Genomic DNA, 20,522 nt, shown 5'->3' with positions numbered 1-20,522 from the left:
CTCAATGATCGAAATTAAAAGGATTTTTACTGCTATCTCTCACGCGAATTACCTTGTAAAAACCAATGTATTTCCTTTCGAAAGATTGGCATCAAATGCATATCCTTCATAATTAAAGCTTTTAAGTTGCTCTACATTTTCTACATCATGATCAATAATATAACGCACCATCATTCCACGTGCTTTTTTAGCAAAAAAAGAAATCATTTTTAATTTTCCGTCTTTGTAATCTTTAAATTCAGGCGTAATAATAGGTACTTTTAATTTCTTTGTATCAATCACCGAAAAATATTCATTACTCGCTAAATTAATAAATAACTCATTCTTTTTCAATTCTTTGTTTAATGCAGATGTTAGTGTCTCTTTCCAAAAAGCATATAAATTTTTATGCTCACCAATAGGGAGTGTAGTTCTCATTTCTAATCGATAGGCTTGTATTAAATCTAATGGTTTTAAAATCCCATATTGCCCAGAAAGAATACGAAGTTTGTTTTGTAAAACATCTAATTTTTCTTCAGGAATAGAGTAGGCGTCCAAACCTAAATAAACATCACCATTAAAAGCATAAACCGCTGGACGTGCATTTTCGATAGTGAATGGCGTTTTAAATTTTTTATTGCGTTGCCAATTCAATTCCCCCAAAGCGTCAGAAATATCCATCAATTCTGATAAATCTTTTGGTTTCAGTTTTTTTAGCACCTTTACTATTTCTTTAGTTTGCTTTAAATAGGAAGGTTTTGTAAACTTTTCCGTTGGAAGTTTTTTTTCAAAATCCAATGATTTGGCTGGAGAAATAACAATTTTCATGAATGGTTCTTAAATGTTTTGTTTTCAACTCACAAATATAAAGATTTCAATAATTCTTGAATAAAGAAACGATATATATAAAAAATCCCTGAATAGGGATTTTTTATAGTGGGACAAAAAAGCTTGAGTTAATTTGGCAATACAACAGAATCGATTACGTGGATTACTCCGTTGGATTGGTATACGTTTGCAATAGTTACCATAGATTTGTTACCCTTCTCGTCAGTAATGATTAGGTTTTTATCATCCATAGAACATACTAGTTTTCCACCTTGTACAGTTGTTAATGTGGCTTTTCCATTACCTTCTTTAATAGCATTAGCTATGGCTTTGCTATCCATACTTCCTGAAACAACATGATAGGTTAAAACAGCTTGTAGAGTTGCTTTGTTTTCCGGTTTTAATAAGGTTTCAACAGTACCTTTTGGTAATTTTTCAAAAGCACTATTCGTGGGTGCGAAAACTGTGAATGGTCCTTTTCCTGACAATACGGAAACTAGATCTCCTGCTTTTACAGCAGCTACCAATGTAGTATGATCTTTAGAATTAACTGCGTTTTCAATGATGTTCTTTGTCGGATACATTGGAGCTCCCCCAACAGTTACTGTTTTTTGTGCATTAGATGTAAATCCAAATGTTAATGCAATACCTAAAATGGCTACCGATAAAATTTTTTGTGTTTTCATAATTGATTTTTTGGTTATTAAATCATTTACGGTATCGCTTTTCTTTTGGTTTTCGATATTGAAGGTTTTAACATTTATTTAAGAATTTAGAATGTTTTCAAAACAAACCAAACGTTTTATGGTTTGGCTGTTTTGGTTTTGCTATCTATAATGGCTTCGGCTTTATTTCTTTGGTTGAAATGGCCGATACTTTATTGTCTTTGTCTATTGTAACACTTAATTCACGTTTGAAATATTTCTTTTCATAATCAATTTTATATCTGAAAATGTATTCATCAGTCGACTTAAAATAAGTAATATCTAGGAGTTTTATGAAATTGAACTTTCCGTTTCGTTGATTAATTTTCTGACAAGTAGCAGATATTTTTTCAAGAGTAGCATTTTGAATCACTCTATCTGTAGCTTCCTCACTCGAAAATGGTTTGAATCGAGAAGAATTACAGGATTCAAGTAGTCGTGTGCCTAAATCGAATGCTCTTTCTTTTTTTACAGCTTCTACTTTACTGGAATCTATCAAAACGAACGTAGGCTCTACTTTTTTACTTTTACAAGAAACAATTAGTAAAAAAAAGGCTAATAGTGCTAATTTAAATTTCATTTTAAATCGTTTATGAATACAACGCATTAGAAATGAGTATAGTATAAATTAGTGAAATTTATTGGTGGTATGAGAATGCATGATTTGCAAAAAAGTTTCTTTTGTCATAGGTTTAACAATGAAATCAATCACCAAATTAATTGCTTTTGATTTTTGAATATCGGCTGGGTCAATTGACGATGTAACGATATAAATTGGAATTTTTTTGGATAATTTCGGTTGTAATTTTTCATATTCCTTCAAGAATCCCCACCCATCCATTATTGGCATAAAAAGATCTAATAGAATAATATCTGGAAGTTTGCCATCATTTACAGATACAGCTTTTAAAAAATTAATGGCATCTAGACCATTTGAAAAAGCATCAATATCTTTCACAAGATGAGTTTTGGTAATTATCGTTTGCGTTAAATACCTAAAAATCATATCGTCGTCTATGAGACAAATAGTATTAATTTTTTCCATCAGAAGTCATTTTATATAACTTAATGGTAAACTTGCTTCCTTTGTTTGGTGTACTTTCAGCACTTATACTACCACCCATAGCTTCAATTTGTGTTTTGGTAATAAACAAACCAAAACCTTTTGCTTGTGCATGATTGTGGAATGTTTTATGAAGTTTAAATAAATCCTCACCATTTTTTTTCAAATCGATTCCCAATCCATTATCAATTATATCAACAGAAATCCAACCTTTTTTAATATAGCTTTTTATATGAATTTTGGGAGTTCGTTCGGGAGAATGATATTTTAGGGCATTACCAATTAGATTGATTAAAATATTTTCTAAATACTTTTTGGAGTATTCAATTTTATTAATTTCAGAAAAATCGAAGACTATCTCTGTGTTGGTACTTCTGATTTCTTCAGAAAGTATTTTTAAGGCTTTTTTAGTGTGTTTTTCCAGACTGATTTTACTTCTTTTGATGGTTTGGTCCATTCTAACTTGGGTAGAAGCTACAAGTTCTTCGAAAGTTTTGTGCAGTAAATCAATTACACTTTTTTGAATATTTATGAAGTTAGATTTTTCGGCATTATCATTACTTTCTTGAATCATTTCGTTTAACTGAATAAGATTAGTTAAAGGTGATCTAAGATTATGGGAGATAATTTGACAAAATTCCTCTAATTGCTGTTTTTGTTTGGTGATTTGTGCAATCATTAAGGTTCTTTCAGTAAGCTTTTTTTTAAGTTTGGCTTCCGCTTTTTTTAGTTTGGTGATTTCTGATGACAATACAATGATGCCTTCAGAAACTGGTTGTATACTGAGTTCAAACCATTTTCTTGTGCCATCTGGGAAATCATAATGACTTATAATTTCTAATGGTATTCGAGTATCCATGCAAGTTTGAAACGAATTGAATAAATCAGTATGTTCAATTCCTGGATAATTTTCTAACATACAATAACCTATCATGGCTTCTCTTGTGGAGAGACCATGTCGGGCAAGTGAATCATTCACATAGACATAATTCCAATCCTGATCTAAGACCTGAACGCCTTCAATCAAATTATCGAACACTGAATACTTACTGGTATAACTGTTTTCTTTTATGGTATTGATTATATTATGGAGAACTTTGCCCATTGTTCTATTGTTACTAGATTTTTAGATAACGGTAGTTTTATCGCATATCGTATTATTTGTTTTACTAAATTAACTGTAGGATTTTTGATATAGATTAGATTCTAATAATTGAATTTTAACAGTAGTACTACAGTTCCATAAATATACTCTTATAAAATAAGCTATTCTTACGGTATTTCCGCATAAAATGTTAAAACAGGTGTAAGGAATAAAAAAACCGACGAACAAAATTACTTTCGCTCGTCGGGTTATATAATGAATTTCAAATTTCTAGTATAAACTTGGAAATTGAGTTGGATTCGCTTCATGCATCATCGCATATACTTTTTCGAAAATATCTTCAACTGAAGGTTTCGAAAAATAATCACCATCTGTTCCATAAGCTGGACGATGTGCTTTGGCAGCAAGGGTTTCTGGCTGACTATCCAAATGTTGGTAGCCTTTTTGCTCGTCGATGATTTGTTGTAAAATAAATGCCGAAGCTCCACCTGGAACATCTTCGTCTATTACCAATAAACGGTTGGTTTTGGCTACTGATTTTACAATATCATGATTGATATCAAATGGTAATAAAGATTGAATGTCGATGATTTCAGCATCAATGCCAACTTCCAATAATTCTTTAGCTGCTTGTTCTACTAGACGTAATGTTGAACCGTAAGACACTAAAGTAATATCAACTCCTTCTTTAATGGTTTCTACCACACCAATTGGAGTCTTGAATTCCCCTAAATTGGTTGGCATTTTTTCTTTTAATCGGTAACCATTCAAACATTCAATAACTAAAGCAGGTTCGTCAGTTTGTAGTAATGTGTTGTAAAAACCTGCTGCTTTAGTCATATTTCTTGGTACCAAAACATGAATACCACGAATGGCATTGATGATCATTCCCATAGGTGAACCGGAATGCCAGATTCCTTCCAAACGATGGCCACGAGTTCTGATAATAAGTGGTGCTTTTTGGCGACCCGCTGTTCTGTATTGTAATGTTGCCAAATCGTCACTCATGATTTGAATGGCATATAATAAATAATCTAAATATTGTATTTCAGCAATTGGACGTAACCCACGCATTGCCATTCCGATACCTTGTCCTAAAATGGTAGCTTCACGGATACCAGCATCAGCTACACGAAATTCGCCGTATTTTTCTTGCATTCCTTCTAAACCTTGGTTTACATCACCAATATTTCCAGCATCTTCCCCAAAAATTAAAGTTTCGGGATATTTAGCAAAAATGGCATCAAAATTATCGCGTAAAACCAAACGAGCATCGACTTCTTCAGCCGTTTCATCGTAAGTTGCTTTTACTTCATTCACAGAAAATACATTATTGTCCGATTGTGAAAATAAATGGGAACTAAATTTTGGCTGAATTTTTTCGGTATAATTGGTAATCCAAGAAGCCAACTGAGATTTTCCAGATTCTTTAATCACCATGCGTAAAACCTTACGAGCTAATGTGATTAAATCTTTACGGATTGGTTCTTTTATCGCTGCTAAATCGTTCGCATACTTCTCAATAAAAATTTTATTTTCTGAAGTGGAGGCAACCGAATTTAAAACAGCAACTAATTCATCTTTTTCTGTTTTTATAGGAGACGTAAAGTTGATCCAAGCCGCTTTTTTTCCTTCGTTTACTTCTTTTTTTACTTGAGTATCAATTTGATCTAATTCTTCTAGAGTTGCTAAATTATTCTCTAACAACCATTTATGCATTTGATTTAAACAGTCAAATTCTGTTTCCCACGCTAATCGTTCTGCATTTTTGTAGCGTTCGTGAGAACCTGAAGTGGAGTGCCCTTGTGGTTGAGTTAATTCATCAACGTGGATTAAAACCGGCACGTGTTCTTCACGAGCAATGGCAGAAGCTTTCTGATAGGTTTCTACTAATGCAGGATAATCCCAACCTTTAACTGTCATTATTTCATAACCGTTATTGTCTTCATCTCTTTGAAATCCTTTGAGAATTTCCGAAATACTTTCTTTAGTAGTTTGATAACGAGCGTGAACCGAAATTCCGTATTCATCATCCCATACACTCATTACCATTGGAACTTGTAAAACGCCAGCAGCATTAATGGTTTCAAAGAATAATCCTTCCGAAGTGGAAGCATTACCAATTGTTCCCCAAGCTACTTCGTTTCCTTTTTCAGAAAAGTTAGTTTGGTTGATTCCTTCAACATTTCTAAATATTTTTGAGGCTTGCGCTAAACCTAATAAACGCGGCATTTGACCAGCAGTAGGAGAGATGTCGGCACTTGAGTTCTTTTGTTGGGTTAAATTTTTCCACTTTCCATTGGCGTCTAGAGAATGTGTTGCGAAGTGACCACCCATTTGACGACCAGCACTCATTGGATCAAAATCTAAATCGGTATGACCATATAATCCGGCAAAAAACTGTTCGATTGTCATCGCGCCAATAGCCATCATAAAGGTTTGATCACGATAATAGCCTGAACGGAAATCACCATTTTGAAACGCTTTGGCTAATGCTAATTGCGGCACTTCTTTTCCATCTCCAAAAATCCCGAATTTAGCTTTACCGGTAAGCACTTCTTTTCGGCCTAAAAGGCTACATTCACGGCTTATACGTGCAATTCTATAATCGTTTAAAACTTCCGTTTTAAAATCTTCAAATGTTAGTGCTTGTTTTTCTTCTACTTGTGCCATTTTCTAATTTCTAAGTACACAAATTTAAACAAAAACACGATATATTCTAATTTTGATGTAAAAATATTAATTGTAGTATTCGTAATTTAAAATTAAAATACAAAGATTTGATTATGTAATTAATAATAATTTTCAGTTTTTTCAGATTAAAATTCAATAAAATAGTTTAAATGTTGAATTTTAAAACCATTTTCTAGTGAATAGTTTGATAAGTGTATTCGGGTTGATTGTGACAATAAATCGTATTTTTTCGTGGTAATTATCCTGCGATAATTCAAAACCTTTGGAAGAATAGACCGGAAAAAACAATTCGAAGTAGCCTGGAACTAGGTTGAAATGCATTCCGCTATCGTACACAAATTGAGCGCTTTGTGTGTTGTTTTTGTATAATCCTACATCACCATAAAGCTGTATCCACTTCCAAACAGAAGAAGTGGCATTTAAAGTGGTCATCCATTCATTAGCATAGGGATTGTTTAGAGTCGATTTAAAACCTCCTTCGGCAATTACCAATTGTTGACTAAAAAGTCCTGTACTTTCTGAACGGCCATATAAATTATAATCAAATAGCAAATCTTGAGGCTTGTCTAATCCGAAAGCGTATAAATCTTTCTGTTTGTTTTGAATAAAAGTTCCGGCAAAAAGACGAAGACTAAATTGATAGTTGTTTTCGAATAATTTACTGTATCCAATTTCAGATGTAAATTTACTAAACTGACCTGCAAAAGTAGTACTCAAGCTGTAACCAAAGCTTTTGGCAGTTTCACTTTGACCACTTGAAAAACCAATGGTTGTAGCGCTAAATTGCAGTGGTATCTTGTCATTTACCAAAAGTGGAGAAGATTGCTTGTTCACATAATTTTGCTTAATATAAAGAGTTTTGCCAATGTTTTTGGTCAAATCTGAATCTCTAAAATTCAAACTAATAGCAGGGGTAGCCTTGAAATAAGCAGCATTTTCATAATAATGAAAGTAAGAACTTCCAAAAGAATAGCGAATACTATGCAGTTTTTTATTGCTTCTTTGATGATTATATGAAAGTCCGAACGAGCCCGTTGCTTTTCTAGGTGTTGTGGAATAACTTGGACTAAAATCGAAAACCAATGGCTTATTGATAAGATTTTTGTTGTGGAGACTTAGGGTAAGAATTGCCCCATCATACTTGTTATATCCAATTTCTGGAACATAAAAAATTTGACTATAATTGGCATTTTCTACATCTCTTAAAAATGTAAATTTTACCGGTTTATTAAACCATAAGAATTTTTTAAGTTTTCTATGGTTATTTCGGTTATTAATTTCGGTAAAAAAATTATTGTTATTAATAATCAGTTTGTCAACTTCAGTATTGTTTATGGTGATAATGGAATCTTTTTGTGGATTGTCAATCCATTTTTCAAATACTTTTTGTCTGTTTTTAAACCCTGAAACTAAATAGGGTACATGGCTGTTTGTTTTGTTTTTAATTTCAACCTGACTGGTTTCCGATTCTTTTGTTATAGCACCGAAAGAATAATCAATTGCTATGTTAGAATGAATCATTTCATCAAAAAACCAATTGATATCTTTACTTGAATTAGAAACTAATATTTTTCTAAAATCTTGTTTTTCAGTATATTTATAATTATTAATCTCTACAAATTCTTTAATTGATTTTTTTAATAAATCATTTCCAATATAATTATCTAAAAATTTAAATGCCAAACCAGTTTTGTATTTTGAAGCGATTTGCTCATTAAATTTTACTAATTTTTCTTTAGACTCATCAAGTCTTTGATCTAAATTTTTTCGAGCCATCAATAAATAGGCAAGCTGGTATTGGTCATTAAATTTTGCACTGGCTAATTGATATCCATTTGTGATTTTGAATCGGCTTAAATTTCCTATCAAGCGCAAATCGGGATAATTTTCCTCGATATAATTCATTAACAAATAGGTTTGTATACCACTAAATAAATAATGGTCTTTTCTAAAATCGATATTTAAGTTTTGCTTTAAGTAATTTTGAGAATAGACTTTTAGAAACTTTAATTCATATAAAAAGGAATCAGGGAATGGACTTAAAAATGCCGGAAGTTGATTTAATCCATAAAAAGGATTTCGGTCGTAATCGATTTGAGAAACCATAATTTTATCTACTTTCGATTTTCCTAAATTGGAATCAATATAGTTGATGATTTTATCAATCACAATCGCTCTTTGGAATTCATTTACTCTTAAGTTGGTTAAATTCGTTTCTATTTCAATTTTATCATTTTTAAAGCTTTCAAAACTTGATTTTTTTTCTATCGCGAACTGATTTTCTTTCGAACTGCCATTAAATGTATTTACTTCCGTTTCTTTTAAATTGGATGTTATGGTATATGATGACGGCATTTTAAAGGCAACTGTAATAGATTCAATGTCTTCTAAAACAGCATCTTCAATATCTTCATTGCTGTATTGAACACTCGAACCATTCTTAATCTTTGCCAATGCCAGAAAGCTATCTTTTAAATAAAAGTTTTCTTTGACTTTGCCCCAACGCGTAAATTTAGCATCAGGAATTTTTATTTCATAATCGATTTTAATTTGTATGGAGTCATTGGGTTGCAGCGTATTAATTTTCAACTCTACTAAATCAATTTGATTTTCAATTCTTTGCCATTGCGCAGGTGCATTATTGATAGTAAGCTGATTAATTTTAGTGTTTCCTCTCTCTTTTTCTGTTGAAAGATGAAAATTCCTAACATATTGATCTGAGAAACGTTTTCCCAAATTTGTTTTTCTGTTAGAATAAGCATGATTCCAATCGTTTAGAATTAATTTATCAATTGGGTTTGCATATTGATTTTTGTAATTAATTTTTTGAGTTACATGAAATGTATAGGAAATAGTGTCCAATCTTGCTGTAATAGTCACCTTTTGCTGACTGTAAACAGGTAATGAAACAATTATGAGGATTGCGAATAACGGAAAAAAAAGTTTGTCCTTCAATTTTAATTTATTTTAATGGCAATGTAACACTATTTAATGTAATTTTACAATATATAGGTTTTGAGAATATTTAACAATTGATTTTCAATTTGTTAAAAATTCTGTTTGTTTATAATTCTTTTATAGAATATGGTTTTTCATATTACAATTTGGCTATATTGCACCCCCCAAATTTAGTTATTATGATTAAAAAAATACTTTTCTTATTACTGTTTTGTAATGTTTCCTTTTCACAGGTTTATATTAATGAGCTTGACTGTGATACACCTGGAACTGATGCTTTAGAATTTATTGAATTTAGAACGATGACCCCTAATTCCTCTTTGGATGGGTATGTTTTAATTTTCTTTAATGAAGGAACTGGCTTAAGTTACCAAACATTTGATTTGGATGGCATGATAACAGATGTGAATGGAATTGCTACCTTAGGTAGTGTTGCTGTTTCTCCTTCTCCAGATAGAATAGCACCCAATAATTTTATCGAAAACGGACCTGATGGTGTCGCTATTTATCAATTGAATACTGCACCTACAAACGGAAAAACACCCGCTCAAATTACAGGACTTGGAGGTATTTTAGTGGATGCATTAATTTATGAAACAAACGATGCGACTCCAGCTACTGGATTAATGGCTGCATTTGGTGAAACGATTTCGTACGATGAGCAAATTAGTACTGGTAGTCCAAGTACTGTAAATTCAATTCAAAGAAAAGAGGATGGGACTTATGAAACCAAAACTCCAACTCCAGACGTACCTAATGATGGATCAGGAACGATTGCCAATGCTATTTCAGTTGCCTTTTCTGCTTCAGAATTAAGTGAACCTAATCCTTTTACAATTACTTTTTCAACACAAACTCCCGTAACAGGAAGTAATCTAGTTTTAAATTACACATTAGCTAATGGTACTTTTACCACGGGTGATTATACTGGAGTGCTAACAGCCACCATACCTGTTGGTTCTTCAAATGTTATAGTAAATTATACGCTAGTTGATGATACCAGTAATGAAGGTGATGAAGTATTAAAATTAACAATTGCAGCAGTACCGGCAACATATTCCTTAACGAATAATAATATTGAAATTCGAGTGCATGATAACGATTATATCGTTCAGCCATGGGGAACACCAATTGCACCAACATATGGATTGTGCCCTAAAAATATTCCAGTAGGATATTATGATTCTTTGGAAGGAAAGTCAGGAGCTCAATTAAAACAAGCGATTCAGGATATTATTGCTAATCCAGCTGTGGTTAGAGAACATACTTATGCAGATGTGTGGGAAATGCTTAGGGAAGCCGATTCCAATCCACAAAATAGTAGTGATGTTTGGTTGATGTATGTAGAACACACAAGTTCAAAATTAAACCAACAAACAGGAACTAGTGGTGCTACAGGGTTTTGGAACAGAGAACACATTTATTGTCAATCAAGAGGAGCATTCAATTTAGATACAAGTGCTCCAAATGACGGAATAGACGTTTGGACACCAACGGATGCTAATGATATTGAAGCCGGAGGTGCAGATGGTCATCATATTAGATCAGAAGATAGTCCAGAAAATTCTTCTAGAAATAATAAAAATTATGGAGTAGATGCAGGAACTGATGATTACAACGGACCATTAGGAAATGTAGGGAGTTGGCGTGGTGATGTTGCCAGAGCTATTTTCTATATGGCGGTGCGATATAATGGGTTAAATGTAGTGAATGGTTTTCCTTCTGAAACACCAACAGGTTATATTGGAGATTTAGCGACACTTTTAAATTGGAACGTACTTGATCCTTCTGATGATTTTGAAATGAATCACAATAAAGTCGTTTATAATTGGCAAAAGAATAGAAATCCCTTTGTTGATTATCCGATACTTGCTGATTATGTTTTTGGATCTCAATACGGACAAACTTGGAATGCTGCTTTAGCAACGCAAAGCTTCGACAAACTAAATGTCGTAATGTATCCTAACCCATCAAATGGTTCAATTCGCATTTCTGGATTGTTTGAAACGGCTACTGTTGAAGTACAGGCAATCACAGGACAAAAAATAGTGGAAACCAAATACGAGAACGATTCAAGATTGGATTTAGATTTAGCGGCTGGAGTGTATTTAGTTAAAATTACTGAAGGCAATAAATCAGTGACGAAGAAATTAGTGATTCGATAGTTGTAAAATACACAAATAAAAAAGTCCCACATTCTGGGACTTTTTTGTTTTATAATATTTCTTCAATGTTTTTCTTAATGTTTTCTGCCATTCTTTGGGTTGGAAGATCATTCTCATCATTTCCAAAAGGCTCTTCAATTTCTTCCGCAATCAATTCTAAACTTGCCAATACATAGAAAATAAAAATAACCACAGGAATAGTGTAGTAGCCTAGACTAAATACATAACCGAATGGAAGTGTCATCACATAAAAAAAGATGAATTTTTTAAGGAAAACACTATAAGAATAGGGGATAGGCGTGTTTTTTATTCGCTCGCATGCACCACAAATATCCAAGAAAGACGTCATTTCAGGATTGATGTACAGCAAGTTTTCATCGGTAAGTTTGTTTTGTCGTTTCAACTCAAAAAGTTTTTTCGACATTAATTTTACCAGCTGATTGGGTTTGTGTTTTTTATGCGCAACATTAATATTAAATTCTTCAAAAAGTTCGTGGCTTATTTTTTCATCTTTCAAATGTAAACTCAATGCTTGAGCAAAGCTGGGAATGGTTTTTCGGAAGAATATTTTATCCTCTTTTTCAAGTAAAATGGCGGAAAGTTTTACCGCTAAATTCCGACTGTTGTTCACTAAGGCTCCCCATTGCTTTCTGCCTTCCCACCAACGGTCATAGGCTGTATTTGTTCTAAAAACCAATAACAATGAAATCACAAAACCCAACATGCTATGCATGATAGTGATGTTTTTTAAATGATGGTTTTCGGATAATTTAAAATATTCAATTTCTAAAAAAGCAATAATTCCAGTGTAAATCCCAATACAGATGATTACCGGTAATAATTGCCTAAAAGTATCCGCTTTGTGGAATCTGAAGATAAAGGCAAACCAATCTTTTGGATTGTAGGAAATCATATTTAAACCTCTTTTTCTTTATAAACACGAATCATTTCAATTTTTTCTGGGGCGTGAAGTACCATCGGGAATTTTTCAATTTTTACCGAGCCACTATCTAGACCGAATGCTTTTTCTTCAGATAAAGAGAATTTCTTAAAGAAGAAATAAGTATTCATCACCACTTTTTCATAGAAATGCATGAAGCTATCGTTGGATAAATATTTTTCTGAAAGTACAAATTTGAAATCTCCCAAAATATTATTTTTACTCAAAGATTCGTAACGGCTGGTGATGTCAACTTCTCCGTTTTTCACCATATCCTTGATTACTTCTTTGAACATTAAATTGATTTTTGTTGGCTCTCTAAAACCAAGATTAAAATCAATTCTGTACAAATCATCTTTAATAATTTCGGTTACCTTGTATTCTTTTTTATAGGGCTCACTCAATACATTTACGTGAATGAACCAATATAAATCGGCACGTTTAGGTCTTTTTTGAAGAATAGAATACATTACTTTTTCTTCAATTTCATCCACACGACCTGCATTGGTCATGTATACTAAGTGCGTAGCGTATTTCGGGATTGACAAGTCAACACTTAATTCAGCCAATACTTTTTTGTAGTTATCAATTTTGACAAATTTGGTATAGGCTTTTCCAATTTGTTTGGCTTTGAACCATATGGCCATTATACTAATTAAAATAGCAGCTATAATTAATGTCACATAACCACCGTGCATAAATTTATCCAAGCATGCAATTAAGAAACTAAATTCTATTACCAAATAAAGTAAAATAACTGGTATGATGATATAGGCAGCAAGTCTTTTCATAACCATGTAATACATTAAAAGTAATGTGGTCATAATCATACAAAGAACAATTGCTAAACCGTAAGCCGCTTCCATTTTACTGGATTCTTCAAAGTATAATACAATTCCAATACAACCTGCTAAAAGCAACCAGTTGATCGATGGAATATAAAGTTGTCCTTTTAGTTCTGTTGGGTATTTGATTTTTACTTTTGGCCAGAAATTTAATCGCATTGCCTCATTGATTAAGGTAAAGGAACCAGAGATTAAGGCTTGAGAAGCGATAACCGCCGCCATTGTTGCAATTACAATTCCGAACGGTTGAAACCAATCGGCCATCATTAAATAAAACGGATTTACATTGTGTGGATTGATACTCGAAAGTGTTTCTCCTTGATGTTTGATTAAATACGAACCTTGTCCGAAATAATTCAAAAGCAATGCAATTTTCACAAAAATCCAACTGATTCGAATGTTTTTACGACCACAATGTCCCATATCCGAATATAAAGCCTCGGCACCTGTTGTACATAAAAAGACAAAACCTAATACATAAAATCCTTCCGGATGAATTTTTAATAAATGAATGGCATAATATGGATTTACAGCATTTAAAACCTCCATATTATGAGTAATCTGAATAGCACCCAGTACCGCTAACATTCCGAACCAAATCATCATCATTGGCGCAAAGAATTTACCAACTAAGCTCGTTCCAAATTGTTGTATGATAAATAAAATACATAAAATCGCAATTACGATAGGCACTGTATTAAGTTCAGGAAAATAAATCTTAACTCCTTCAACTGCTGAAGACACCGAAATTGGAGGGGTAATAATTCCATCAGCTAAAAGTGCCGAACCTCCTATAATTGCGGGGATAATTAACCATTTTACTTTGGTTCTTTTCACAAGAGCATATAAAGCAAAAATACCTCCTTCACCATGATTATCGGCTGATAAAGTCATGATTACATATTTCATTGTGGTTTGAAGCGTTAGGGTCCAAAAAATGGCTGAAATTCCCCCCAACACTACGTCGGTCTCAATGGCATGAGTACCAATAATAGCTTTCATTACATATAATGGTGAAGTACCAATGTCACCAAAAATAATTCCTAGTGTTACAAGAATTCCGCCAAGCGTATATTTGTTGTGAATGTCTTGATGATGCGATGCGCTCATATTGAAAGTATAAATAAAGAATCAAAATTAAAATAATTAAATGTAATACTTCGTATTTTTATGCAATATTTACATACAAAATAAATCAAAATGCTGATTATTAATAATTTACAAATAATGAGAAAAATAGTAATGCTATCATTTTTACTACTTTTTATGATTTCTTGTTCTTCAAGTAAAAAAACAGTAGATTCTTTTAACTATTCCAAAATTGAAATCGATACTCTTTTAAACCAAAAAATGAGTAGTCGTGCACTTTTAGTTGATGGTAACAAAGTGTGGTTTGGCGCCACTGGAAATAAATTTGGGTTTGTTAATTTAACAACGAAAGAACACAAAATTATAGAGGTTGGAAATGTAGATTTAAAAATTGATTTCAGAAGTATTGCACAAACTCCAAATGCTGTTTTTGTTGCTAGTGTAGCTAATCCAGGTTTGATTTATAAGATAGATAAGGATTTAGGCAAAATAGAATTGGTTTATGAAGAAAAGCACGAAAAAGTATTTTATGATAGTATGCTTTTTATGAACGATAATGAAGGTATTGTGATTGGTGATCCTACCGAAAACTGTCCCTCAATAGTGATTACGAATAATGGTGGTGATACTTGGCGAAAACTTTCGTGTTCAAATTTGCCTAATTTTGATGAAGGAGAAGCATTTTTTGCTGCTAGTAATACCAATATAATGTATAGAAACAACACTTTGATAATGGTTTCTGGTGGAAAAAAATCAAGAGTATATACTTCTAAAGATAAAGGAAAAACTTGGCAAACTTTTGAAACACCAATTGTACAAGGAAGTGCTATGACTGGTGCTTTTACAGCCGATTTTTATAACGAGCGCATTGGGATTATTGCAGGTGGTGATTATGAAAAGCCGCAACAAAATAATACGAATAAGGCGATTACAAAAGATGGTGGAAAGACCTGGCAATTGATGGCAGAAAACCAAGGCTTTGGCTATGCTTCTTGTATACAATTTGTTCCAAAATCGAAAGGGAAATGCCTTTTAGAAATGGGAGCTAACGGTATTTTTTATTCCAATGACAGTGCTAAAAGTTGGACACAATTAGCACCAGACAAAGATTTTATCGCTTTTCGATTTGTAGATGAAAAAACTGTGGTGGCTTCGGGTAAAAACAGAATTGTAAGTATTCACTTGAAGTAATTACCTTCTCATTCTTTCTTCTCGACGATTTTTCATTTGGTTTAACAGCTTTTGTTTGAATTCAACTTCAATTTTACGAAGCATTAAAATCTTTTGATTCGGAATCACGCCTTGCAAATTTTTGACTAATTGCCGGCGATTGTTTTGAATTTCTTCTTCCAATCTATCATCTTCATCCATAAGCATAGTCGTTTCTTTTTCCGATAATCTGGAAGCGTTTTCCGGACGAAGTTTAAACATTAATTGGCGTTTTTGCTTGTGAAAACCCTCCATTTTATCATCAAACTGATTAAAAACAGGCCAGAAACGTTGTGCTTCTTCAGTCGTTAAATTTAACTTTTCGGAAATATAGGCCACACGAAGCGCTTTTATACGTTCAAAACGGTCATCCTTATCCTGACCAAAAGCAAGAACCGTTACAAAAAGTAGGAGTATAGAGTATATTTTTCGCATCTTAATTCAAATAATCATTAATGTAAGTTTCGGTTTCACTATCAAATGTTGTCAATTCACTTTCAAGTGCTGTGATATCTTCATCCGTTAATTGCAAGGCAATATCTTCGGTGGTAATGTCACTTTGATAAGCTAAATAATCGCTTGAGATTGTCAAATCAGTACTATCTTGTTGATTAAAAAAGTACAAAGTCCCTAATGAAATTAAAAATACAGCCGCTATACTTGATATCCAAACCGATTTTCGTTGCCATAAGGATATTACTTTTACTTCTTTTGTTTCCAATGGAAGCTTTTGCATTACTTTTTCTTCCAAAGAATCAAAATATTGATCGGGAACTTTAAAACCGGTTGCTATTTTATTTTCATCAAAAGAAATACGTTGCATGACTCTTTCTTCTAAAGAATCAAAATAATTCTCTGGAATTTTAAATCCTGTCGGAATTTTTGTATCGTTATGTAAATCGAAATTTTTCATAGTATTGATTAGACAAAATTACTTCTAAAAGGTTTAATTGGAATGTAAATATTCTTCAATTTTTTTAACGGCATGGAAATACGAAGCTTTTAATCCACCCACAGAAGTTTCTAAGATCTCACTTATCTCTTCGTATTTTAACTCCTGAAAATATTTCATTTTAAAAACAAGTTGCTGTTTTTCAGGCAAAGTAGCTACTGCTTTTTGTAATTTTAACTGAATGGCATCACCATCATAATCGACATCAGCCTGCAAGTTATTAATCATTTTATCTTTTAATTCTTCGCTGGAAATACCACTTTTTTTAGCTCTCGTATTGATAAAAGTAATGGCCTCATTGGTGGCAATTCGATACACCCATGAATACAATTTGCTTTCTCCTTTGAAATTTTTAAGATTTTGAAATACTTTTACAAATGTATTTTGCAAGACATCATCAGTATCGTCATGATTTATAACCATATTCCGAATATGAGCATATAACGGACGCTGGTAATCGCGCACCAATTTTCGAAACGCTTCGTTTTGCGTTTTCGGATCTAATAATTCGGTTATAAATACTTTTTCGTCCTGCAATGGTCTGGTTTTGCTTGTAGGACTAAAGATATTTAAAAAGGTTTAATTGGAGGTAAAATTTTTTCACTTTAGTATCTTTGAAACTTGAAATGTAAACAATGATAAAAACTGTAATTTTTGATATGGACGGCGTAATTGTAGATACTGAGCCGGTTCATAAATTTGCCTACCATCAACATTTTAAAGAATTAAACATTGAAGTTTCGGATGAGATGTATGCTACGTTCACCGGAAATTCAACTCGGAATGTGTTTCAAAAATTGAAAGAAACATTTGGTTTAAAAGAAGATGTTGAAGATTTAATTCTTCGCAAACGCCATTTGTTTAACGAAGCTTTTGATACCAAACCCGATTTGGAACTAATTGAGGGCGTGTTGCATTTGATTCAAGATTTCCATCAAAACGGAATGCAATTAATTGTGGCTTCTTCTGCCTCTAACAGTACAATAAATAGAGTATTTAATCGATTTAACTTAAACCAATACTTTAACTACAAAGTAAGTGGTGAAGATTTTCCAAAATCAAAACCACATCCGACCATTTTTTTGCATGCGGCCTCATTGTCAGCAAACACAAAAGACGAATGTGTGGTTATTGAAGACAGTACGAACGGGATTTTGGCTTCTAACGCAGCAGGTATTTTTTGCATTGGCTATGACAGCGCTAATTCAAAACACCAAGATTTATCATTAGCCGATATGGTGATTCAGCATTTTAGTGAAATAAATGCTGAAAAAGTTCAAAAAATCAAAGAAAATTAAACTTCAACTCCATTAATTAATACTGTTTCGATCAAATTACTTCCAAAAGCATACGGCAATTGGTAGTAGGAGGTAAGCGGTTTGGTAATGATCATATTTGCTTTTTTTCCTTTGGTTATACTTCCGTGAGTTTGCGAAAGTCCCATGGCATAGGCTCCATTAATTGTGGCAGCATTTATAGCTTCTTCGGGGGTCATCTTCATTTTGATACAAGCCGTAGCCACCACAAAATTCATATTTCCTGAAGGAGTAGTACCTGGATTAAAGTCGGTAGCAAGCGCTAAAGGCAATCCTGCAGCTATCATTTTACGAGCAGGAGTATACGGAATGCTTATAAAATAGGAACAACTCGGTAAGGCAACAGGAATGGTATTGGTGTTTTTTAAGACTTCAATGTCTTCATCTGTTACAATTTCAAGATGATCAACACTTAAGGCCTCATGCTTTACGCAAGCTGCAATTCCGTTGATAGCAGTAAATTGGTTGACATGAATTTTAGCAATCAAACCGTGTTTTTTACCGGCTTCCATGATACGTTCGGTTTCTTCTACAGAGAAATAACCCGTTTCCAGAAAGGCATCAATATAATCGGCTAAATTTTCTTCGGCGATTTTAGGCAGCATTTCGTTGATGATTACATCAATATAGGCGGCGTGATTTTCTTTATATTCGGTAGGGAAGGCGTGAGCCCCCAAGAAAGTTGCTTTGATGGCTATAGGATAATTTTGCGCCAATCGTTTGATGACGCGAAGCATTTTAAGTTCACCATCAACGGTCAAACCGTAACCCGATTTAACTTCTACAGCACCCGTTCCTTGTTGCATCACTTCTTCTAAGCGTACTTTCGATTGATTGTAAATTTCCTCTTCGGAAGTTTCATTTAATTTTTTAGCCGAATTTAGAATACCACCGCCACGATTTGCAATTTCTTCATAGGTTAATCCGTTAATTCGATCTACAAATTCTTGTTCGCGATTTCCAGCATACACAATATGGGTATGGCTGTCACACCAAGCTGGCAAAACGGTTTTACCTGTGGCATCAATGGTTTTGTCTACGGGAATATTCGGGCAATTGACCATCGTTCCAAAATCAGCAATTACATCATCTTCAATCAATAAATAGGCATTGTCAATCTTTGGAAGTATTGCCATTTCGGCACCCGAAACTTTAGAGATCGCTAATTCTCTAACTTGAAGTAATTCTTTGATATTGATGAGTAAGGTTTTCATGCCAAATATTTTGGGTAAAAATACTATTACTTATTTAATTCAGGAAAGCGCTAAGATGTTATTTTGCTATTTTTTTTGCAAAAATGTGTTGATTCTTTTGTAATATTACTCTTAAATTAAATTCGTGTGCGAAAAATAAAATATAAAAAAGGAAAGAAGGTAGTGCCAACTTTTTTGGAATATACTGGCGTTCATAAAGAGGTAGCCACACAGATGCAATTGTTTGTGTATGACAATGAGGATTTAACAGAATGTTCGGATGGATATTTTGGAGAAATATTAAGTAATGTCAATTACAAAAAGCAAAACTGGTTAAACCTTCACGGCTTAAATAATACAGAAGTACTTTCGCAAGTAGGAGATTTTCTGAAAGTTGATACTTTTATGTTGGGAGATATTTTAAACACCATAAAAAGAACAAAACTTGACGAGTATCACGATGTTTTATTTTTCAGCATTAAGTCGATACTTCCAATCGAAAACTCCGATAATATCAATATGGAGCAAATCTCATTTTTACTGAAAGATGGAATTTTGACTTCGTTCCAAGAAAAAAGAAGTGACTTTTTTACTCATATTCGAGAGCGTATGAGAACGCACTCTGGAATAGTTCGAGAAAAAAAAGTTGATTATTTATTGTATCTTTTATTGGATGCGGTAATGGAAAATTTTTACATCACCATTGAAGCTGAAGAAGATAAAGTAGAAGCCTTAATTAATCTTTCAAAAACAACAACTAAGCCAATTGTTTTAGAGCAAATTGAGAAACACAGAGACAACTTCAACTTTTTAAAACGTTCGATTATTCCACTTCGGGATTCGTTGTATTCTATTAAAAGTATGAAAGAAGACAATGTGTTTAATTCGATAGAAAAAGACAATTACAGTTTTTTTGATCGCTTGCATCAAAAGAGTTTAGAACTTTTGGAACAGATTGAATACGATTTGACTTCTTTAGAAAGTGCTTCCAATTTTTACTTTTCCTCTCAAAATCACAAAATGAATGAAGTAATGAAAACACTAACAGTAGTTTCAGTGTTTTTTATGCCTTTAACTTTTATAGTGGGCGTGTACGGAATGAATTTTGATAATATGCCAGAATTGCATTGGAAATATGGTTATTTTGCCCTTTTAGGATTTATGTTTTTCCTACTTATGGGGATGATTTACTATTTTAAATGGAAAAAATGGTATTAATCAGGACTTTAGCTTGGTAAAATAAATTTATAATTATTATTGGGTAAACCAAATAATACTTTTACATTTGTAAGGTATTCAAAAATTCCGGAAAACATGTTTGAATTTCAACAGTATTTAGGTTTCTTACTTTTCTTAACTATCCTAACAATGGGATTTTGGTTAATGATTTTTCTTGTTCACTTCGTATTCTACTGGATAGGTGGTGCTTTGTGGGAAAATTTCAAAGAGAAAAGAGCTAATAAAAGAGCCGCAGAACAATAA

Annotated in this window: 18 protein-coding genes; 5 read left to right on the top strand and 13 right to left on the bottom strand. The window is 32.8% G+C overall.

Annotated features, from left to right (window positions below; all coding sequences use genetic code 11):
• Positions 1 to 48: 48 nt before the first annotated feature.
• From yaaA to EQG63_RS06285, 7 genes are all read right to left on the bottom strand, one after another.
• Positions 49 to 807 (bottom strand): peroxide stress protein YaaA, encoded by a 759-nt coding sequence (gene yaaA, locus EQG63_RS06315; RefSeq protein WP_129435514.1) that lies wholly within the window; start codon positions 805 to 807, stop codon positions 49 to 51.
• Between the two features lie 128 nt (positions 808 to 935).
• Positions 936 to 1,493, bottom strand: coding sequence for a fasciclin domain-containing protein (locus EQG63_RS06310; RefSeq protein ID WP_129435513.1), 558 nt, complete (start codon positions 1,491 to 1,493; stop codon positions 936 to 938).
• A 145-nt stretch (positions 1,494 to 1,638) separates the two neighbouring features.
• Positions 1,639 to 2,091: a hypothetical protein gene (locus EQG63_RS06305; RefSeq protein ID WP_129435512.1), complete on the bottom strand. Its 453-nt coding sequence runs from the start codon at positions 2,089 to 2,091 to the stop codon at positions 1,639 to 1,641.
• A 48-nt stretch (positions 2,092 to 2,139) separates the two neighbouring features.
• A complete protein-coding gene (locus EQG63_RS06300) occupies positions 2,140 to 2,556 on the bottom strand; it encodes a response regulator (protein ID WP_129435511.1) in 417 nt (138 codons plus the stop codon).
• Entirely contained in the window at positions 2,543 to 3,679 is a 1,137-nt protein-coding gene (locus EQG63_RS06295) for a PAS domain-containing sensor histidine kinase (protein ID WP_129435510.1), read from the bottom strand. The genes EQG63_RS06300 and EQG63_RS06295 overlap by 14 nt, the downstream gene beginning before the upstream one ends.
• Before the next feature lie 270 nt (positions 3,680 to 3,949).
• Positions 3,950 to 6,352: an alpha-ketoacid dehydrogenase subunit alpha/beta gene (locus EQG63_RS06290; RefSeq protein WP_129435509.1), complete on the bottom strand. Its 2,403-nt coding sequence runs from the start codon at positions 6,350 to 6,352 to the stop codon at positions 3,950 to 3,952.
• Positions 6,353 to 6,532: 180 nt separating this feature from the next.
• Positions 6,533 to 9,328, bottom strand: a complete 2,796-nt coding sequence (locus tag EQG63_RS06285; RefSeq protein ID WP_235827814.1) for a gluzincin family metallopeptidase — start codon at positions 9,326 to 9,328, stop codon at positions 6,533 to 6,535.
• A 182-nt stretch (positions 9,329 to 9,510) separates the two neighbouring features.
• Here EQG63_RS06285 and EQG63_RS06280 point away from each other — a divergent pair, with 182 nt between their 5' ends.
• The gene (locus tag EQG63_RS06280) at positions 9,511 to 11,496 is read left to right on the top strand and encodes an endonuclease (RefSeq protein WP_129435508.1); all 1,986 of its coding nucleotides are present in this window, start codon (positions 9,511 to 9,513) and stop codon (positions 11,494 to 11,496) included.
• Positions 11,497 to 11,545: 49 nt separating this feature from the next.
• On the opposite strand, the gene EQG63_RS06275 is transcribed toward EQG63_RS06280, so the two are convergent.
• Positions 11,546 to 12,409: a bestrophin family protein gene (locus EQG63_RS06275; protein WP_129435507.1), complete on the bottom strand. Its 864-nt coding sequence runs from the start codon at positions 12,407 to 12,409 to the stop codon at positions 11,546 to 11,548.
• Between the two features lie 2 nt (positions 12,410 to 12,411).
• Positions 12,412 to 14,391, bottom strand: a complete 1,980-nt coding sequence (locus tag EQG63_RS06270) for a KUP/HAK/KT family potassium transporter (protein WP_129435506.1) — start codon at positions 14,389 to 14,391, stop codon at positions 12,412 to 12,414.
• 117 nt (positions 14,392 to 14,508) lie between these two features.
• Here EQG63_RS06270 and EQG63_RS06265 point away from each other — a divergent pair, with 117 nt between their 5' ends.
• Positions 14,509 to 15,561, top strand: a complete 1,053-nt coding sequence (locus tag EQG63_RS06265) for a WD40/YVTN/BNR-like repeat-containing protein (protein WP_129435505.1) — start codon at positions 14,509 to 14,511, stop codon at positions 15,559 to 15,561.
• Here EQG63_RS06265 and EQG63_RS06260 read toward each other — a convergent pair whose 3' ends face one another.
• Genes EQG63_RS06260 through EQG63_RS06250 form a run of 3 tightly spaced genes read right to left on the bottom strand, consistent with a single transcriptional unit; the run spans position 15,562 to position 17,068 of the window.
• Complete coding sequence (locus EQG63_RS06260; RefSeq protein ID WP_129435504.1) at positions 15,562 to 16,014, bottom strand: sensor of ECF-type sigma factor; 453 nt, start codon at positions 16,012 to 16,014, stop codon at positions 15,562 to 15,564. It abuts the gene before it with no gap.
• Position 16,015: 1 nt separating this feature from the next.
• Positions 16,016 to 16,492, bottom strand: coding sequence for a hypothetical protein (locus tag EQG63_RS06255; RefSeq protein ID WP_129435503.1), 477 nt, complete (start codon positions 16,490 to 16,492; stop codon positions 16,016 to 16,018).
• Between the two features lie 33 nt (positions 16,493 to 16,525).
• Positions 16,526 to 17,068: an RNA polymerase sigma factor gene (locus tag EQG63_RS06250; RefSeq protein ID WP_129435502.1), complete on the bottom strand. Its 543-nt coding sequence runs from the start codon at positions 17,066 to 17,068 to the stop codon at positions 16,526 to 16,528.
• Positions 17,069 to 17,166: 98 nt separating this feature from the next.
• Between EQG63_RS06250 and EQG63_RS06245 the strand changes: the two genes are divergently transcribed.
• Complete coding sequence (locus tag EQG63_RS06245) at positions 17,167 to 17,829, top strand: HAD family hydrolase (RefSeq protein WP_129435501.1); 663 nt, start codon at positions 17,167 to 17,169, stop codon at positions 17,827 to 17,829.
• Here the strand turns inward: EQG63_RS06245 and hutI are convergent.
• The gene (gene hutI, locus EQG63_RS06240; protein WP_129435500.1) at positions 17,826 to 19,061 is read right to left on the bottom strand and encodes an imidazolonepropionase; all 1,236 of its coding nucleotides are present in this window, start codon (positions 19,059 to 19,061) and stop codon (positions 17,826 to 17,828) included. The two genes, EQG63_RS06245 and hutI, sit on opposite strands and share 4 nt — an antisense overlap.
• Positions 19,062 to 19,187: 126 nt before the next feature.
• On the opposite strand from hutI, the gene corA reads away from it, so the two are divergent.
• Together corA and EQG63_RS06230 are read left to right on the top strand one after the other, a co-directional pair.
• Positions 19,188 to 20,258, top strand: a complete 1,071-nt coding sequence (corA, locus tag EQG63_RS06235) for a magnesium/cobalt transporter CorA (RefSeq protein WP_129435499.1) — start codon at positions 19,188 to 19,190, stop codon at positions 20,256 to 20,258.
• A 96-nt stretch (positions 20,259 to 20,354) separates the two neighbouring features.
• Positions 20,355 to 20,522 (top strand): hypothetical protein, encoded by a 168-nt coding sequence (locus EQG63_RS06230; RefSeq protein ID WP_129435498.1) that lies wholly within the window; start codon positions 20,355 to 20,357, stop codon positions 20,520 to 20,522.

It is taken from the genome of Flavobacterium amnicola (assembly GCF_004122165.1).
GTDB classification, from domain to species: domain Bacteria; phylum Bacteroidota; class Bacteroidia; order Flavobacteriales; family Flavobacteriaceae; genus Flavobacterium; species Flavobacterium amnicola.
Note: the sequence above shows the minus strand (reverse complement) of the source record. Positions and strands in the feature narration are given on the sequence as shown.

Excerpts from the sequence above, each read along its gene's own strand:
- yaaA (WP_129435514.1), bottom strand. The coding sequence starts at position 807 with ATGAAAATTGTTATTTCTCCAGCCAAATCATTGGATTTTGAAAAAAAA.
- EQG63_RS06310 (WP_129435513.1), bottom strand. The coding sequence starts at position 1,493 with ATGAAAACACAAAAAATTTTATCGGTAGCCATTTTAGGTATTGCATTA.
- EQG63_RS06305 (WP_129435512.1), bottom strand. The coding sequence starts at position 2,091 with ATGAAATTTAAATTAGCACTATTAGCCTTTTTTTTACTAATTGTTTCT.
- EQG63_RS06300 (WP_129435511.1), bottom strand. The coding sequence starts at position 2,556 with ATGGAAAAAATTAATACTATTTGTCTCATAGACGACGATATGATTTTT.
- EQG63_RS06295 (WP_129435510.1), bottom strand. The coding sequence starts at position 3,679 with ATGGGCAAAGTTCTCCATAATATAATCAATACCATAAAAGAAAACAGT.
- EQG63_RS06290 (WP_129435509.1), bottom strand. The coding sequence starts at position 6,352 with ATGGCACAAGTAGAAGAAAAACAAGCACTAACATTTGAAGATTTTAAA.
- EQG63_RS06280 (WP_129435508.1), top strand. The coding sequence starts at position 9,511 with ATGATTAAAAAAATACTTTTCTTATTACTGTTTTGTAATGTTTCCTTT.
- EQG63_RS06275 (WP_129435507.1), bottom strand. The coding sequence starts at position 12,409 with ATGATTTCCTACAATCCAAAAGATTGGTTTGCCTTTATCTTCAGATTC.
- EQG63_RS06270 (WP_129435506.1), bottom strand. The coding sequence starts at position 14,391 with ATGAGCGCATCGCATCATCAAGACATTCACAACAAATATACGCTTGGC.
- EQG63_RS06265 (WP_129435505.1), top strand. The coding sequence starts at position 14,509 with ATGAGAAAAATAGTAATGCTATCATTTTTACTACTTTTTATGATTTCT.
- EQG63_RS06260 (WP_129435504.1), bottom strand. The coding sequence starts at position 16,014 with ATGCGAAAAATATACTCTATACTCCTACTTTTTGTAACGGTTCTTGCT.
- EQG63_RS06255 (WP_129435503.1), bottom strand. The coding sequence starts at position 16,492 with ATGAAAAATTTCGATTTACATAACGATACAAAAATTCCGACAGGATTT.
- EQG63_RS06245 (WP_129435501.1), top strand. The coding sequence starts at position 17,167 with ATGATAAAAACTGTAATTTTTGATATGGACGGCGTAATTGTAGATACT.
- hutI (WP_129435500.1), bottom strand. The coding sequence starts at position 19,061 with ATGAAAACCTTACTCATCAATATCAAAGAATTACTTCAAGTTAGAGAA.
- EQG63_RS06230 (WP_129435498.1), top strand. The coding sequence starts at position 20,355 with ATGTTTGAATTTCAACAGTATTTAGGTTTCTTACTTTTCTTAACTATC.